Source organism: Vreelandella sp. DA03-1M, assembly GCF_055725665.1.
Genome location: NZ_CM146798.1, coordinates 3,257,012 through 3,270,807, shown reverse-complemented (window position 1 = coordinate 3,270,807; position 13,796 = coordinate 3,257,012). Strand labels below are relative to the sequence as shown.

The 13,796-nt window shown below is 56.0% G+C and carries 11 protein-coding genes; 9 read left to right on the top strand and 2 right to left on the bottom strand.

All coding sequences use genetic code 11. The features are described 5' to 3' along the window. Nucleotides 1–26 precede the first annotated feature (26 nt). Nucleotides 27–695: a peptide-methionine (S)-S-oxide reductase MsrA gene (gene msrA / locus ACXUPB_RS15395; RefSeq protein ID WP_179916436.1), complete on the bottom strand. Its 669-nt coding sequence runs from the start codon at nucleotides 693–695 to the stop codon at nucleotides 27–29. A gap of 107 nt (nucleotides 696–802) precedes the next feature. After that, complete coding sequence (locus ACXUPB_RS15390) at nucleotides 803–1,717, bottom strand: LysR family transcriptional regulator (protein WP_179916437.1); 915 nt, start codon at nucleotides 1,715–1,717, stop codon at nucleotides 803–805. 166 nt (nucleotides 1,718–1,883) lie between these two features. Here ACXUPB_RS15390 and ACXUPB_RS15385 point away from each other — a divergent pair, with 166 nt between their 5' ends. The 9 genes from ACXUPB_RS15385 (at nucleotide 1,884) to ACXUPB_RS15345 (ending at nucleotide 13,770) form a co-directional block, all read left to right on the top strand. Beyond that, the gene (locus ACXUPB_RS15385) at nucleotides 1,884–3,395 is read left to right on the top strand and encodes a CoA-acylating methylmalonate-semialdehyde dehydrogenase (protein WP_179916438.1); all 1,512 of its coding nucleotides are present in this window, start codon (nucleotides 1,884–1,886) and stop codon (nucleotides 3,393–3,395) included. Between the two features lie 20 nt (nucleotides 3,396–3,415). Continuing rightward, entirely contained in the window at nucleotides 3,416–5,098 is a 1,683-nt protein-coding gene (locus tag ACXUPB_RS15380; RefSeq protein ID WP_472953274.1) for a GMC family oxidoreductase, read from the top strand. A 219-nt stretch (nucleotides 5,099–5,317) separates the two neighbouring features. Further along, nucleotides 5,318–5,521, top strand: coding sequence for a cold-shock protein (locus tag ACXUPB_RS15375; RefSeq protein WP_008958127.1), 204 nt, complete (start codon nucleotides 5,318–5,320; stop codon nucleotides 5,519–5,521). Nucleotides 5,522–5,746: 225 nt separating this feature from the next. Continuing rightward, nucleotides 5,747–7,516 carry an SLC13 family permease gene (locus ACXUPB_RS15370; RefSeq protein WP_179916440.1) on the top strand — a complete coding sequence of 590 codons (1,770 nt, stop codon included), beginning with the start codon at nucleotides 5,747–5,749 and terminating at the stop codon, nucleotides 7,514–7,516. Between the two features lie 109 nt (nucleotides 7,517–7,625). Beyond that, nucleotides 7,626–8,291, top strand: coding sequence for an alpha/beta hydrolase (locus ACXUPB_RS15365; protein WP_179916441.1), 666 nt, complete (start codon nucleotides 7,626–7,628; stop codon nucleotides 8,289–8,291). A gap of 40 nt (nucleotides 8,292–8,331) precedes the next feature. Beyond that, complete coding sequence (locus ACXUPB_RS15360; protein ID WP_179916442.1) at nucleotides 8,332–9,012, top strand: hydrogenase subunit MbhD domain-containing protein; 681 nt, start codon at nucleotides 8,332–8,334, stop codon at nucleotides 9,010–9,012. Further along, complete coding sequence (locus ACXUPB_RS15355; RefSeq protein ID WP_179916443.1) at nucleotides 9,009–10,499, top strand: complex I subunit 5 family protein; 1,491 nt, start codon at nucleotides 9,009–9,011, stop codon at nucleotides 10,497–10,499. The genes ACXUPB_RS15360 and ACXUPB_RS15355 overlap by 4 nt, the downstream gene beginning before the upstream one ends. Continuing rightward, nucleotides 10,496–12,001 carry a complex I subunit 5 family protein gene (locus ACXUPB_RS15350; protein ID WP_472953269.1) on the top strand — a complete coding sequence of 502 codons (1,506 nt, stop codon included), beginning with the start codon at nucleotides 10,496–10,498 and terminating at the stop codon, nucleotides 11,999–12,001. The genes ACXUPB_RS15355 and ACXUPB_RS15350 overlap by 4 nt, the downstream gene beginning before the upstream one ends. Beyond that, a complete protein-coding gene (locus ACXUPB_RS15345) occupies nucleotides 11,998–13,770 on the top strand; it encodes a proton-conducting transporter transmembrane domain-containing protein (protein ID WP_472953266.1) in 1,773 nt (590 codons plus the stop codon). Before ACXUPB_RS15350 ends, ACXUPB_RS15345 begins: the two co-directional genes overlap by 4 nt. Nucleotides 13,771–13,796: the final 26 nt, after the last annotated feature.

Below are 13,796 nucleotides of genomic sequence, written 5' to 3'. Positions count from 1 at the left end.
ATCAATCAGTTCACTATTAATGCGTTTTATTCAAATGTAGGCCCGCCGGCTTCTTCGCCCCACACCTCTTCCAGGCGATCATCGCGCCCACAGCTGAAGCGATAGAATTTGTAGCGAACGGGGTTCTTTTGATAATAATCCTGGTGGTACTCCTCGGCCGCCCAGAAGGTGGTGGCAGGTACTATTTGGGTGGCGATTTCTCGGTCAAAGCGTTCTTCCATTTCCGCTTTGGAGGCTTCGGCGAGTTCACGCTGGCTTTCGTCGTGATAGAAGATTGCCGAGCGGTATTGATCGCCCACATCGCAAAACTGACGATCTACCGCGAAGGGGTCGATATTGCGCCAGAAAATTTCCAACAATTGCTCGTAGCTGATCTGCTCTGAGTCATATTCGATTTGCACAACCTCCGCATGCCCCGTACCACCCCGGGAGATATCGTCGTAAGTGGGATTCTCAAGTTCGCCGCCGATGTAGCCGGAGATGGTAGCGCTAACACCGGGCTGACTGTCGTAAGGGGGTTCCATACACCAGAAGCAGCCGCCTGCAAACGTGGCTTCTGCATTGCCCTGGGCTTGAGAGGACGGCTCTTGAGAAGATTGCGCTTGAGTGGACTGGGCGTGAAGCGAAGTGCTGGCGAGGCTAGCGGCAGCCAACACGCAAAGCGTAAGTGGACGAGAAAGGGGCAATCGGATCATTGCAAGCACTCCAGTGGCGGTGGCGCGTTATCGTTTATGTTGAGTCGATTAGTGGCTTAGCGTTCCCTTTCCTTACAACCCTTTCCTTAAACGCCTTTTCTGACAACCTAGCCCAAGCGATGTGGCCATACTTCGTCCAGCGTGTTGAGTGCCGCGTTCACGGTCGGTTCAGCGGTGCTGTCGTGTCGCCATACAAAGCTTAATGCGCAGGGCAGGCGGAGGTTGTCTGCGACGGCCAGGCCACTCTCTTGGCGCTCAGTCATTGCCAGGGCGTCGCGGGCCAGGCTTAAGCCAACGCCTGCGCGGACCAGATCCAACATACAGGCTTCTTGGTCAACCTGGGCTACCCGGTTAGGCACTGCGCCGCTCTTGGCGAGCGCTTGCTTCAGCAGCCGGTGGTGGGCGGAATCCTGTGGCGTAACGATCCACGGCAGCGTGGCTAAGTGCTCCCAACGGGTATCAATGAGTCGGTTTTCCCAGCCTGCAGGGGCAATCACATGATAGTCAAAGTGCGTCAGCTCGCGCCAAGCCAGTGCCTCATGCCCCTGGTTCAATCCAGGGCCTTCGCCAGGCGGTGCCAGGTAAAAGCCGACATCCAGATCACCCTGTGCGATGCGGTTTAGCACGCTGCCGCTCATTCCATGCTGCAGTTCGGTTTCTAATTGGGGCGCCCGTGCCATCAGGCGGCTTAAAAAGGCGCCTAAGCGAAGAAATTCCGGGTCAACGATGGTGCCGATGGAGAGCTTGCCGCGTAGCGTGCTGTGCAGCGTTCCAGCGGTTTGCTCAAATGCCTGGGCGCTGGCCAGAGCTTTTTCAGCCGCTGGGAGCAGGGCATGGCCGTCGGATGTCAGCGCTAGCCCCTGGGGGCGGCGACTAAACAGCGTGAGACCTAAATTGGCCTGTAATTGCTTCAACTTTAGGCTGATGGCAGGTTGCGTCAAGTGTAACTGTTCAGCGGCGCGTGACACGCTGCCCGTTCTTGCAACGGCCACGAAGGCGCGCAGTGTAGCGTAGTCTTGCATGATGGGCCTCAACGCATGCTGGTGATATTAGCAAAGCTTATAACTGGCTTTTAAATAACTCAATTGATCTGTTCCCAGCGCCCAGTAGGCTAGGCTAAACGCAGGCTCTTTCGTAAGCACTTAACCTACGCTCTTAAAACCTACGCTCTTAAAAACAGGTACTCCCATGACAACAACAGCGATTCAGCACTTTATTAATGGCCAGGTCACCGCTGGCGAGTCTTCAAACTCTCAGGACGTTTTTAACCCCGCCACCGGTCGCGTGACTGGCCGTGTATCGCTCGCTTCATCACAAGATGTGAACACCGCTGTCGAAGCGGCTCAAGCTGCCTTTCCAGCTTGGGCCGATACACCGCCCATTCGCCGTGCCCGAGTGATGTTCAAGTTTCTAGAGCTGTTAAATGTCCACAAAGATGAGCTAGCCGAAGCGATTACCAAAGAGCACGGCAAAGTGTTTACCGATGCCCAGGGGGAAGTCGCACGTGGTATTGATATTGTTGAATTCGCCTGCGGAATCCCCCAGTTGCTCAAGGGTGACTATACCGAGCAGGTAAGTACCGGCATCGATAACTGGACGATGCGCCAGCCATTAGGGGTGGTCGCTGGTATAACGCCATTTAATTTCCCGGCCATGGTGCCGATGTGGATGTTTCCGCTCGCCATTGCTGCTGGTAATACGTTTATTTTGAAGCCAAGCCCGCTTGACCCAAGCGCCTCACTGTTGATGGCCGATCTGCTAAAACAGGCGGGTCTGCCCGATGGCGTATTTAACGTGGTGCAGGGCGATAAGGATTCAGTGGAAGCGCTGCTCGACCATCCGCACGTTAAGGCGCTGTCGTTTGTGGGTTCTACGCCGATTGCCAATTTGATCTACGAGCGTGGCGCGCGGAACGGCAAGCGTATTCAAGCACTCGGCGGGGCCAAAAATCACATGGTGGTGATGCCGGATGCCCACCTTGATAAAGCAGTCGATGCGCTGATCGGCGCCGCCTACGGCTCTGCCGGTGAGCGTTGCATGGCGATTAGCGTGGCGGTGTTGGTCGGCGACGTGGCGGATAAAGTCGTGCCGGCACTGGCTGAGCGGGCTAAAGCGCTAAAAGTAAAAGACGGTATGCAGCTTGATGCGGAAATGGGCCCCATTGTGACCCGCCAAGCCCACCAGCGGATTACCGGCTATATCGAAAAAGGCGTGGCTGAAGGCGCTGAACTGGTCGTCGATGGCCGTGCCTTTGAGGCCTCAGCGGCGGGTGAGAGCTGCGCCGAAGGCTTCTGGATGGGCGGCACGCTGTTCGACAACGTCACCCCCGAGATGACGATCTATAAGGAGGAGATTTTTGGCCCGGTGCTGGTCTGTGTGCGAGTGCCGGATATTGCCACCGCGATCCAGTTGATTAACGATCACGAGTTTGGCAACGGCGTCAGCTGCTTCACTGAAAGCGGAACGGTGGCGCGGGAGTTTGGCCGCCGTATTCAGGTCGGCATGGTGGGGATCAATGTGCCTATCCCGGTGCCGATGGCGTGGCACGGCTTTGGCGGCTGGAAACGCTCCTTGTTTGGCGATACCCATGCCTACGGTGAAGAGGGCGTGCGTTTTTATACCAAGCAGAAATCAATTATGCAGCGCTGGTCGGACTCCATTGATGCCGGTGCTGAGTTCGTCATGCCGACCGCGAAGTAAGCTCAGCGGAGATAACAATAATGGCTCAACAACAATCACAAGCAGCGCCAAATGCGGGTTTAGAGTTTGACTATATCGTGGTGGGAGCAGGCACCGCCGGGTGCCTGCTGGCGAATCGGCTGAGCGCCAATCCGAATCATCGTGTCCTGCTGATAGAGGCGGGTGGGCGCGATAATTACCACTGGATTCATATTCCGGTGGGGTATCTCTACTGCATCAATAACCCACGTACCGACTGGCTGTTTCGCACTGAGCCCGACAAAGGCCTTAACGGCCGCTCGTTGATTTATCCGCGGGGCAAGACGCTAGGCGGCTGTTCCAGTATCAACGGCATGATTTATATGCGCGGGCAGGCCCGGGACTACGATCACTGGGCCGATGTGGCGGGCGACGATGCCTGGAAGTGGGAGAACTGCTTATCCGATTTCATCAAGCACGAAGATCACTACCGCTTGGACGACGGCGGTGATGCCGATGCGAAACATCGAGATTTCCACGGCCACGGCGGTGAATGGCGGATCGAAAAGCAGCGCCTTAAATGGCAGGTGCTGGATGATTTTGCCGAGGCTGCCGTCCAGGCAGGTATTCCGCGTACCGAGGACTTTAACCGCGGCACTAACGAAGGCGTGGCCTACTTTGAGGTTAATCAGCGCTCGGGCTGGCGCTGGAATACTGCTAAAGCGTTTTTGCGACCCGCGTTGAAGCGCGACAACTTAACGCTCTGGCACTCCACTCAGGTCAATCGACTGCTATTTGAAAAGCGTGGAGAGGCGCTGCGCTGCGCAGGTGTGGAGGTGGAGCGGGGTGGTCAGGTGCAGCGCGCCATGGTGAGCGGCGAAGTGGTGCTTTGCGCGGGGGCTATTGGTACGCCGCATCTACTTCAGCTTTCCGGCGTAGGGTCGAGGGAATTGCTAGACGAACATGGCGTTGAGGTAGTGCATGAATTGCCCGGGGTAGGGGAGAACCTGCAGGATCATCTGCAGATTCGCTCGATATATAAAATAACCAATGGCAAAACCCTGAATGCCATCGCAAGCACCCTGTTAGGTAAAGCGGGGATTGGCTTGGAGTACCTGCTTAAGCGCACTGGGCCCATGAGCATGGCGCCTTCACAGTTAGGGGCGTTTACCCGCAGCTCTAAGGAACAAACGTACCCCAATATTCAATACCATGTGCAACCGCTGAGCCTGGAGGCTTTTGGCCAACCACTGCACCCGTACCCGGCGATTACCGCTAGCGTGTGTAACTTGAATCCGACCAGTCGTGGCACGGTGCGGCTAAAAAGCAGCGACCCCCGACAGGCGCCGGCTATTTCGCCCAATTACCTGAGCACACCCGAGGATCGAAAGGTGGCCGCGGATTCTCTGCGTGTCACCCGGCGGATCGCCGAGCAGACCGCGTTTGCCAAGTACGCTCCAGAAGAAGTGAAGCCCGGCGTTGAGTACCAAACCGATGACGAGCTAACCCGGTTGGCGGGGGATATAGGCACGACGATTTTTCATCCTGTTGGCACTGCCAAAATGGGCCGTGAAGATGACGCCATGGCGGTAGTCGATAGTCGGCTGCGAGTACATGGCATTAGCGGGCTACGCGTGGCTGATGCGAGTATTATGCCAACGATTACCAGTGGCAATACCAATTCACCCACGCTGATGATTGCAGAGAAAGCGGCCGGTTGGCTCCTTGCTGAGCGCGGTCAATGACCGGCCATCACCCCGCCACAAAAGCCAGCATGGCAGCGATTATAAGTGTGTTGACGCGCGCACGGGTTAGGCGCAAAATGACGCCAGTTGGTTAGCAAGTCGAACGTTGTCAGCAGCATAGAAGCGCCTCAAGCGTTAAATCTGGTGAAGGTTTCTTGTTCTACCCACTGCACTTCGGGTATTTCCCGGATTTAATTAGCTACATCGAGGATTTCGATCATGGCAACTGGCACCGTTAAATGGTTTAACGACACTAAAGGCTTTGGCTTTATTTCTCCTGACGACAATGGCGACGACCTGTTCGCGCATTTCTCTGAAATTCAGTCTGAAGGTTTCAAATCTCTGCAAGACGGCCAGAAGGTTTCCTTCGACGTTACCCAGGGTAAAAAAGGCCTTCAGGCTTCTAACATCAAAGTTGTTTAAGTTAATTCTTAAATATTGAGATGTTAGCAATCACCGCCTAGCGTTGATTGACCAAGGGACCCCGCCAAGTGCGGGGTTTTTTGTATTTATAAGATTGAGTGCAACGACACTTACCTCACACCGGTATATTCTATTTTGTTCTTTAAATGTTTCTAAAAATAACTTTTTAGAATATAAGGCTGGCCTCACAATACTACCCTGTTTATTTATTAGGGTGTGGTGGTGATGTCGCTAGATGCTTGGATTGCCGTAGGAGTGGTGCTGACTATTTTCCCGCTAATGGCGTTTGCCCGCCTAGGCCCGGATATTATTCTGCTGGGCGCGGTGATTGTGTTGATGACGCTGGGCGTGATTGACCCACAGCAGGCGCTGGGGGGCTTTTCCAATAGCGGCTTATTCACCGTTGCCTTTATGTATGTACTGGTGGCAAGCATTCGTGAAACCGGCGGTATCGATCTGATCATTCGCTATGTGCTTGGCCGTCCCCATAAAGAAAGAGGCGCGCTGGTACGCCTCTTGCTGCCTGTGGCAGCACTCAGCGCCTTCGTTAATAACACGCCTGTGGTTGCCACCTACATTCCGGCCGTAATGAGCTGGAGCCGGAGGCTGCGTTTATCTCCTCAGCGGTTGCTGATGCCGCTCAGTTTTGCGTCTATTCTAGGCGGTACGATTACTTTATTTGGTACCAGCACTAACTTAGTGGTGCATGGGCTGCTGCTGGAACATTACCCCGAACTGGGGATGGGACTGTTGGATTTAGCCTGGGTAGGTATTCCTGTGGCAGTGGTGGGGCTCGTTTATCTGATCGTACTGGGGCCGCGTTTACTGCCTTCCCGGGAAGGGGTGGCCAAGGCATTTGCCAATCCCCGTGAGTTCACCATTGAAATGGAGGTCGACCCGGCGGGCGTGCTGGTCGACCGCAGCGTTGAAGAAGCCGGGCTGCGCCATTTGCAGGAGCTATTTCTGGTTGAAATTGAGCGCGCGGGCAACGTGGTGAGCGTGGTGGGTCCCGGCGAGCAGTTAAAGGGCGGTGATCGCCTGGTGTTTGCGGGCACCTCTGATGCCGCAGTGGAGCTGCAGCAAATTCGGGGTTTGATTCCTTCTCGGGATGATACGTCCAGTCTGGAGAAAGAGTTTAAGGAGCGCCGCTTGGTCGAGGCGGTGGTTTCTAACCAGTGCCAGTTTATTGGCCAGCGTATTCGCGACGGCCACTTTAGAACCTTGTATGGGGCGGCGGTGCTGGCGATCTGCCGCGGTGGCGAACGCGTCAAAGGCAATCTAGGTCAGGTTCGGCTTCAGCCCGCTGATGTGCTCCTGCTGGAAGCACGGCCGCCGTTTATCGAGCGGCATCGCCAATCCCGTGACTTCCTGCTGATTAGCGAGCTGAATGGCGCGGCGCGGCCGATACACGAAAAGGCGCCACTCGCCTGGGGGCTACTGTTAGGCGCTGTGCTGCTCGCCGCCCTGGGCGTGTTGAGCATGTTGAACGCCGCGATGTTAGGGGCGGCATTAGCGCTGTTGACAGGGTGTTGCTCGGTGGGGGCGGCCAAACGTGGCCTTGATACCCAAGTGCTGTTAACCATTGCTGCTTCCTTTGGCGTGGGTGCCGCGCTGCAAAGCTCCGGCGCCGCTGAGGTCATTGCCGGGAGTTTGCTTACCTTAGTGGCGGGGAATCCTTTGCTACTGCTGATCGGCACTTACTGTGTGGTTGCGCTACTCACTGAACTGGTGACCAATAACGCCGCCGCAGTGATTATTTTTCCGGTGGTGATGAGCGCGGCAGAAAGCCTGGGCGTTAGCCCGATGCCTTATGTGGTGGCGGTGATGTTTGCTGCCTCAGCCAGCTTTTTAACCCCCATTGGGTATCAAACCAACCTGATGGTATATGGCCCCGGGGGCTATCGGGTGAGCGATTTTCTGCGTTTGGGGTGTGGTTTGAATATACTGACCGGGGCGATAGCGCTACTCTTGATCCCTTTGGTGTGGCCCTTTTAAGCGAAGTACGCCCTTTTTAACAGACGATGGTCATTTAAAGCGCTGGCCTGCTCGCTGTTAACGCAGGTTTGCGCTAGGGTGACGCCTTTTGGATAAGGAATACGATGTTATGACTGCTCCTGGCGAACTGATTATTGAACCAAAAGATGGTCAACCCGCCGATGCGTGTGTGTTTATTATTCACGGCTTAGGTGCGGACGGGCACGATTTTGAGCCGCTGGTACCCGCATTAGCGCTACCTAAAGATTCACATGTGCGCTTTATTATGCCCCATGCGCCACGCCTGCCGGTGACTGTCAATGGCGGTATGGTCATGCCCGCTTGGTACGATATTCTTGCCATGGATTTGGGGCGCCGGGTAGATGAGAGCCAGCTTAAGAAATCCGCTGAACGCATCCAGGCGCTGATCCAAGAGCAGATCGACCAGGGTATCGATAGCCAGCGCATTATTGTGGCGGGCTTTTCACAAGGGGGCGCTGTTGCCTATCACGCAGCGCTTACTTTTCCCGCGCCGCTGGGCGGGCTGTTGGCGATGTCGACCTACTTTGCGACGGCCGACAATATTGAGCTAGCGGAAGCCAACCGCCAGATCCCGATCGAAGTTCAGCACGGGAATTTTGATCCGATTGTGCCCGAGAGCCTGGGCCGCAGCGGTGCTGATCGCTTAAAAGCGATGGGCTATGCGGTTAATTATCGCCAATACCCCATGGCGCATGCACTCTGCCCGCAGCAGGTTAACGATATTGGAAAGTGGCTAAATACTCGCCTAAGCTGAGCGCTTATTCGTGACCGATGCAAGGATGTAGCGAAAACGAATGATAGCTTCCTTTGATGCAATAGAAGTGCTGCTGGCGCTGTGCTTAACGGGGTCGGCGTTTGTGTGCCTGTTTGATCGCCATCTGATTCGCGCCTGTTGTTTCTTCGTCGTGTTTGCAGTCTCGATGGTGTTGGCTTGGTGGCAACTTGGCGCACCCTGGCTGGCAGCGGCAGAGTTGTTGCTGGGGGTGATGCTGACAAGTCCATGCTTTTTCTATGCGCTGGGCCATCTTTCTCCAGGCGCTTCAGCACCTCTTAAGCGTGATCAATTTAGCGAGCCTTGGTCTCGAGTGGCCATGCGCGTGGTGTTGGCGCTGGTCTGGTTTGTCATGGTGGGTGCGGCCATTCGCTTCGTTATCGCCGACATGGTGTATTCACCTGCCGAACATCCGCTACTGCTGGCCGGGGTGCTCATCGCCGCTACTGCCTTGGCTGCGTTTGCCCTACACCGCCATCTATTCAGGCGCCTGTTGGCATTTAATCTGCTTGGTTCGGGTGTATTTATACTGTTGTCTGGTGTGGCAGGCAGCTCAGCAGCTGCCCAAGCGTTAATAAGTGTGGGGCTGCTGGTTGCTTGGTTGGGTTCGATGCTCGGGGCCTTACTCATCCGACAGTTAATGCACCTAGAGGGAGTCGAGGCGCTGGGGCGTGACGGCGAGCCCAAAGAGAGCACGACATGATTTGGCGCTTTGGTCTTTTCGATAGCACGTTTGCGCCGCTTGCTACTACCCACTGGGCGCTATTGGTAGCGCTTGTTTTTCCGCTACTGCTGGGAGTGCTGGGGGCTTTATTTCCACCCAAGCGTGCCTTTCCCGTAGCGCTGGCTAGCCTGCCCGTATTGGCGTCTGGGGTGATGCTGCTATCTGCCTTTGACCAGTCGGGATTGCTGAGTTGGCAGTGGGAAATCGCCGGTCTTATCCTGTCGCTGCGCTTAAACGGGTTGAGCGTACTGTTACTGCTGACAACTCAGTGTATCGGCGTTGCCGCAGCGCTCTACACGCCTGGCTATTTGCGTCTAAGCGAAACCGGGCCGCTGGCACGTTGGCTGTGGCCATTGATGGGCGTGGTGCTGAGCGCGCTGTCATTAATTTGGTTAGCCACCGACTTACTCACTCTGTATATAGCGTTGGAATTAATGGGCCTAGCCGCGGTAGGCATGCTAATGCTGTCCGGAAAGGCGCCTGCGTTGCTGGCGGGTATGCGCTATTTACTGTTGGCGTTAGTCGGGTCGCTAACGTATCTACTGGGAATCGCACTGATTCTGGGCCACTGGGGGCGTTTGGATCTGCAGGGCTTGGCTAAGGTGATAGAGCCGGGCCCGGTGGCTTGGTTCGCCGCTGCGCTCATAGGTGCTGGGTTGGCTTTGAAAGCGGCGCTGTTTCCCTTGCACGCTTGGCTGACCCCCGTTCACGAAAATGCTTGGACGCCGGTGAGCGCGCTGCATGCCGGGCTGGTCATCAAAGCCTCCCTGTTCATGCTGCTACAGCTATGGAGCATCCTTCTTCCTGATACGTTCTATGCCCCTCGCGTCATTGCCTGGTTAGGCTTGCTGGCGATTGTATGGGGTGGGCTACTGGCGTGGCGTACCGACTCGCTTAAAACCTTGGTGGCTTCCTCAACCGTCGCGCAGTTGGGCTATCTGATGGTGGCTTTTCCGCTGTTACTGGGACCGGATATTGCGCCGTTACCGCGTGCCTTGGCGTGGGAAGGTTTTTGGCTGCAACTGGTGGGGCACGCCTTTGCCAAAGCGGCCATGTTTATGGCGGCTGGCAATCTGATATTGGCCACTGGGGAGCACACCCTTAAAGGTTTGGCAGGGACCAGCCGCCGTTTGCCACTTTCGTTACTCGTGTTTGGCATTGCTTCGATTACCTTGATGGGCCTACCGCCCAGTTCTGGCTTCACCGCTAAATGGATGCTGCTTCAGGCCATGATCATCACCCAGCAGTGGTGGGCGGTAGCGGCCCTATTAACCGGTACGCTGCTGACGGCGGCCTATGTGTTTCGCATGTTTCGCTACTCCTTTGATGAGACCGCCCCTCGCCATCGTTATCAACCCTTGGCGCCGGGCATGGATCTGATCGCACTAACGCTGGCTCTGATTGCGTTCGCCCTGGGGCTATTGGCGCATTTCCCGCTGGAATTGATGCACGGAGGCAGCCCATGAACGCCGCATGGTTACCGTTAACCGCTTTGGCCACCTCCCTGCTGGTGGCCGTGACTATTTTCGCCTTACCAGAAGAGGCCAGGCGGCTACGCACGACAATTAACATTGGCGCGGCGGTGGTGAAGATTATTTTGGTCACCCTGATGGTCAGGCGAGTGGCCGCCGGTCATGAAGACATTTTTAGTTTCCAGGTGATAGGCGGCCTTGATTTTGTGCTGCGGATCGATGCCTTGGGCGTGATGTTTGCGGGGTTATCGTCACTGCTTTGGCTCTGTACCACGATTTACGCCATTGGTTACTTGGAAGGCTCTGCCAATCGAAAGCGCTTCTTTGGCTTTTTTAGTCTTTGCGTGGCGAGCACTATCGGCATTGCGCTGGCTGATAATCTATTTACCTTTTTGATTTTCTACGAAATGTTGACGCTCTCCACTTATCCACTGGTGGTTCACCGAGGGACGGAGCAAGCCCTCAATGCGGGACGCGTCTATTTGCGCTACACGCTAAGCGCAGGTGTGGTATTGCTACTGGGCGCGGTACTGCTGAATAACTTAACGGGTGATCAATCGTTCTCTTCTGAAGAGGGCTTGGGCGACTACTTAAACGATCATCGTGGCCTGCTAACGCTAATATTTATCCTGCTAGTCAGTGGGCTGGCGGTTAAGGCTGCCATGGTGCCGCTGCATGGCTGGCTGCCTAGGGCGATGGTGGCACCCGCCCCGGTCAGTGCGCTACTGCACGCGGTCGCGGTGGTGAAGGCAGGTGCTTTCGGGATTCTACGGGTCGTTTACGATCTGTATGGGATTGAGCTTAGCGTGGAGCTGGGCGTTATTACCGGGCTAGCGGTGGCGGCGTCTATTACGATTATTTATGGCTCGCTCAGGGCCATTGCCCAACAAGAGCTGAAGCCACTCCTGGCATTTTCTACGGTCAGCCAAGTCTCCTACGTCATTCTGGGAATAGGCATATTTGGCCCTTTTGGTACGGTCGGGGCGTTGGCGCACTTGCTTCACCAAGGTTTGATGAAAGTTACGTTATTCTTCTGTGCGGGCAACTACGCTGAAGAGCTGGGCATTCATCGCATTGATGAAATGGACGGTGCCGGTAAACGCATGCCGTTGACCAGTATTGCGTTTACCATCGGCGCGTTAGGCATGATTGGACTTCCACCCGTCGCTGGATTTATTACCAAATGGTATCTCGGTGTTGGCGCGATACAGGCTGAAATGTATTGGGTGGTCGCTGTGTTGGTGGCTAGCAGCACGCTCAATGCCATGTATTTTTTACCGATTTTGCATCGTCTCTGGTTTCGCCCCGGGCCCTCCCACGGCAAAGGCAGTTGGCCTCATGAGCAGCGCTTAGGGCGTTTAGAAACCCATGGCTGGTTGCTGTGGCCCATGGTGTTTAGTGCGCTGATAAGCCTTGGGGCCGGGCTGTTTGCAGGGCTCCCGTATAGTCCCTTGGATTGGGCAGCCCGGGTAGCAAACGGGGAGTACCTGCCATGATGACGCTACTGCTTGCGCTGGCACTGCTGTGGCCCTTTGGCGTCATGGGTCATGCGGTGTGGCTCGCCTACCGCACGCCCGAGGCACAGCGTGACTACTTTTCAGTGCTATGGCTAAGCGCCGCTTGGCCAGCGCTGTTATTAGCTTATGTAGGGGAAGCGCAGTGGACAATGGATGCCTGGATGCTAGGTGGGGAGTGGGAATTAAACTCGCTGAGCCGCCCATGGCTAGCGTTCACCGCACTGCTCTGGAGTTTGGCAGCGGTACACGCGAGGGGATATTTTGCAGCGGAGCAGGCGCAAGCACAGCGAGGGGATCAAGACGCACAGCGACGCCTGCTGCGGCTGGCGCTGCTATGGCCGTTAACATTACTGGGTAATGTGCTGCTCATCATTGCCCAGGATATCGCCAGTTTCTATTTAGGCTTTGCAGTGATGACTTTTGCCGCCTACGCCCTGGTAGTGCACACCGGAACACAAGAGGCACGCTTAGGCGCCAAGGCATACTTGATATTAGCGGTGCTGGGCGAAGGGCTAATTTTAGGCGGTTTCTTATGGTCGGCGGGAGCCGCCGACACGCTGATGCTGCAGGGGGTGCGCGAAAGCATTGTAAGCGCCGAGCACGGCGTGTGGATGGCTGCTTTGCTGTGCCTTGGCTTTGGTGTCAAAGCGGGTGTGATTGGCTTGCACGTATGGTTGCCGTTGGCGCATCCGGCAGCGCCAGCACCTGCCAGCGCAGTGCTGAGTGGGGTGATGATTAAGGCGGGCTTACTGGGGTGGATCAGTGTGCTGCCGCTAGGCCACGCTCAGGTTTCGGGCGCTTTAGCCCAGTTTGGTCATTGGATGTTAGTGGCAGGGCTTGCGGCCGCCTTTGCAGCTGCTGTATATGGGGTGTTTCAGCGCCACCCTAAAGCCGTGTTGGCCTATTCCAGTATCAGCCAGATGGGCATGATGACCGCACTGGTGGCCATGGGATTGGTAGCGCCAGATGTTTGGCCGCTGCTGTGGCCAGGGTTAGTACTGTTTGCCGCTCATCATGCGCTTGCCAAAGGCTCGCTGTTTATGGGGACCAGCATCAGTGAACATCTGCCGCGCTGGCCGCAGCCGCTGATATGGGCCTTGCTGGCATTGCCGGGTATCTCGCTGGCGGGCGCTATCGGCGCGGGCTTGGTCAGTAAATGGGGAGTGAAAGCCCCGCTTTATGAAATGCATCATGAATCGTTGATCAAACTGCTTAGTTGGGCTGCTGTTGGTACGGCAGCACTGGTGAGCGCTGCGCTTTGGCGCCAGTGGCAGCAGCGCCATCAAGGGGGCAGCAACCGAGAGCAGTGGGGCGCCTGGTTAGTGGCCGTCATCGCCGCGCTGTTGACGCCGCTTTGGCTTCCCCTGCCTGCTGGCAGCATCGAGATGCCGCCGCTGAAAGAGTGGCTGGGGATTATGTGGCCATTTCCGGTAGGGGTACTGTTCGCCGCGGTGGGTTGGTTAGTAACGCGTCCGTTGACGGGTAAAACGCTTCCCGCGGGCGATCTATGGTGGTTCTATGCTTTTGTCGTTGGCTCGGTGCTGGTGCCGATCCGAGCTTTCGGTCACTGCTGCGGCCGGCTGAAATCGGCAAGCGTGGTAACCGCTCAAAAAGCGGAAGAGACGTTGATGGGCCATTTAACTCGGCTATTGTCGGGAGAGTCCTGGCTGCGTCACCATACTAGCGGTTTAATGATGATGCTTGCCGTACTACTTGCGGCGCTACTGATGTGGGAAGGCCAGCGATGATACGTCTGTTAGAAAAAAGGTTGTCT